Here is a 3080-nt window from a genome sequence, read left to right as displayed (position 1 = left end):
CGGCCTCCGTCTCCGGACGGCCTCCCTTCCCGACGACGGACGCCCCGCCTCCCCGTCGAGCCGCCGCCGCGGCTCGCCGGGGGAGCAGACCCGTTCCTCGGAGGCGACCACCGACGCCGGTGAGGCGGCCGGACGGCCGGGCCTGACCGTCGTCGACCCGGGGATGCAGTCCCTGCTGCAGGACCTGGGCCGGGCCGGCCACGGCGACCTCGGGGTCGCCTTCTCCGGCGCCGCGGACAAGGACGCCGCCCGGCAGGCCAACCGGCTGGTGGGCAATGCGCCGGGGGAGGCCGTCGTCGAGACGCTGCTCGGCGGGCTGAGCCTGACCGCACGGGGTCTGCAGGTCCTCGCCCTCACCGGCGCGGAGGCCCGCTCCGAGGTCACGGACGCCGCCGGCACCGTGCTGCGCCGGCCGTGCCGCGCACCCCGTTCGCCCTGCGCGACGGCGAGACCCTCACCGTCCAGGAGCCCGCCGCCGGGCTGCGCACGTATGTGGCCCTGCGCGGCGGCATCGAGGCCTGCGTGGACCTCGGCAGCCGCTCCACGGACGTGATGTCCGGGATCGGGCCGGCCCCGCTGACCGCCGGGGACGAACTCGTCCGCCGCGAGGATCCGGGCCACGGGCTGGTCGGGGACGCGGAGGCACCGCTGCGCCGCACCCCGCGCGCCGGGGACACCGCCGTCCTGCGCATCACCCTCGGCCCCCGCGACGACTGGTTCGACCAGGCCACCGTCGACCTGCTGACCGGGCAGGAGTGGGAGGTGACCGGCGAGTCCAACCGCATCGGCGTCCGCCTGGCCGCCCCCGAGGACGGCCGGGCCCTCACCCGCGTGAAGGAGGGCGAGCTGGCCTCCGAGGGCGTCGTCTCCGGCGCCCTGCAGGTCCCGCCGTCCGGTCTGCCGGTGCTGTTCCTGGCCGACCATCCCGTCACCGGCGGCTACCCGGTGATCGCCGTGGTGGTCCGGGAGGACCTCGGCGCCGCCGCCCAGCTGCCGCCCGGGGCCCGCGTCCGGCTGATCCCCGTGGACCCGCAGACGCTCGTGCCCCTGGATCCGGGCGCCCCGGAGCCCACCACATCCCCCGTGCCCCTCGTGGCACCGACCCCACAGACCGAAGAGGACTGACCCCGTGACCGCACGCCCCCTGACCAAGGTCCTGATCGCCAACCGCGGCGAGATCGCCGTCCGCGTCGCCCGCGCCTGCCGTGACCACGGCGTGGCCTCCGTGGCCGTCTACTCGGACCCGGACGCCGACGCCCTGCACGTGGCCGTGGCGGACGAGGCCTTCCACCTGCCCGGCTCCGGCTCCGGCGAGACCTACCTGGACATGGACGCGCTGCTGGCCGTGGCCGAGCGCTCCGGTGCGGACGCCGTGCACCCGGGCTACGGGTTCCTCTCCGAGAACGCGGACTTCGCGCAGAGGGTCATCGACGCCGGGCTGACCTGGATCGGCCCCTCGCCGCAGGTCATCCGGGACCTCGGGGACAAGATCACCGCCCGCTCGATCGCCGTGCAGGCCGGCGCCCCGCTGGTCCCCGGCTCGGACGGCCCCGTGGCCTCCCCGGCCGAGGCCCGGGAGTTCGCGGAGGAGCACGGCCTGCCGATCGCGATCAAGGCGGCATTCGGCGGCGGCGGTCGCGGCATCAAGGTGGTCCGGGACCTGGACGAGGTCGAGGACGCGTTCGCCTCCGCCACCCGCGAGGCCGTGGCCGCCTTCGGCCGCGGCGAGTGCTTCGTGGAGCGATTCCTGGACCGACCCCGGCACGTGGAGGCCCAGGTCCTCGCGGACGGGCACGGCACCGTGGTGGTGGTCGGCACCCGCGACTGCTCCCTGCAGCGTCGCAACCAGAAGCTGGTGGAGGAGGCCCCGGCCCCGTTCCTCACCGAGGACCAGCGCACCCGCATCCACGACTCCGCCCGCGCCATCTGCGCCGCCGCCGGCTACACCGGCGCCGGCACCGTGGAGTACCTCGTGGCCCCGGACGGGCTCATCAGCTTCCTCGAGGTCAACACCCGCCTGCAGGTGGAGCACCCGGTCACCGAGGCCACGGCCGGTGTGGACCTGGTCCGCGAGCAGCTGCGCATCGCCGCCGGGGAGCCCATGACCCTCACCGAGGACCCGGCCCCGCACGGCCACGCCTTCGAGTTCCGCCTCAACGCCGAGGACCCGGCCGTCGGCTTCCTGCCGTCCCCGGGCCCGGTGGAGCGCTTCGAGGCCCCCACCGGCCCGGGCATCCGCATGGACGCCGGCGTCCGCTCCGGGTCCGTGGTGCCCGGCGAGTACGACTCCCTCATGGCCAAGCTCATCGTCTGGGGCGAGGACCGCCCGCAGGCCCTGCGCCGGGCCCAGGACGCCCTGGCCGAGCTGCGCATCGAGGGCGTGCCCACCGTGGTGCCCTTCCACCGCGCGGTCCTCGAGTCGGAGGACTTCACCGGCGGCGAGTCCCTCGGCGTCCACACCACCTGGATCGAGTCCGAGTTCGCCGCCGAGCTCGAGGCCTCCGAGCACCTGGCCGCCGCCACCCCGGAGGGTGCCCGCACCCAGATCACCGTGGACCTGGACGGCCGCGCCGTCCGCCTCGGCCTGCCGCACGCCCTGTACACCGCCCTCATGCACGGCGGCGGTGGCGCCGCCGGTGCCGCCGCGGCCTCCGGCGAGACGGAGGGGCCGGGCGAGGGCGACGTCACTGCCTCGGTGGCCGGCACCCTGGTGTCCTGGAAGGCGCAGGACGGGGCCGTCGTCGAGAAGGACGCCCCGGTGGCCGTCCTGGAGGCGATGAAGATGGAGACCGTGGTGCGCGCCCACCGTTCGGGTACCATCACTCGTCAGCAGATCGACGAGGGCGCGGCCGTGCAGCGCGGGCAGGTCCTCGCCACGATCGCAGACTGAGCAGCCCCTCCGCGCGGCCGTCGGACCTGTCCGACGGCGGGCACGGGGCCGCAGTCTGATCCACCCGCGCCGGAGACCGGCGCGGGACGAGCCACCCCGCGAGGAGCCGACCGACCCATGGTCCAGATCCGCCGTCCCCGATCGACGGAGACCCGGCACCGCGGTGCCGCCGCCGGCGCCGCCGAGGAGC

General features: G+C 76.0%; 2 protein-coding genes and 1 pseudogene. All 3 read left to right on the top strand.

Going from position 1 to position 3080, the window contains the following annotated elements; all coding sequences use genetic code 11:
- A pseudogene (locus AC2W7A_RS11015) lies at positions 1 to 553 on the top strand (hypothetical protein); the annotation flags it as partial.
- On the top strand, positions 436 to 1125 hold the full coding sequence (locus AC2W7A_RS11010; RefSeq protein ID WP_485991390.1) for a 5-oxoprolinase subunit C family protein: 690 nt from the start codon (positions 436 to 438) through the stop codon (positions 1123 to 1125). The pseudogene AC2W7A_RS11015 and the gene AC2W7A_RS11010, both read left to right, overlap by 118 nt.
- 19 nt (positions 1126 to 1144) lie before the next feature.
- Positions 1145 to 2890 (top strand): acetyl/propionyl/methylcrotonyl-CoA carboxylase subunit alpha, encoded by a 1746-nt coding sequence (locus tag AC2W7A_RS11005; RefSeq protein WP_485991389.1) that lies wholly within the window; start codon positions 1145 to 1147, stop codon positions 2888 to 2890.
- Positions 2891 to 3080: the final 190 nt, after the last annotated feature.

The organism is Micrococcus sp. LASM2_SD2 (assembly GCF_057364565.1).
The sequence above is the reverse complement of the archived record's forward strand: the minus strand, read 5'-3'. Positions and strand labels throughout refer to the sequence as shown.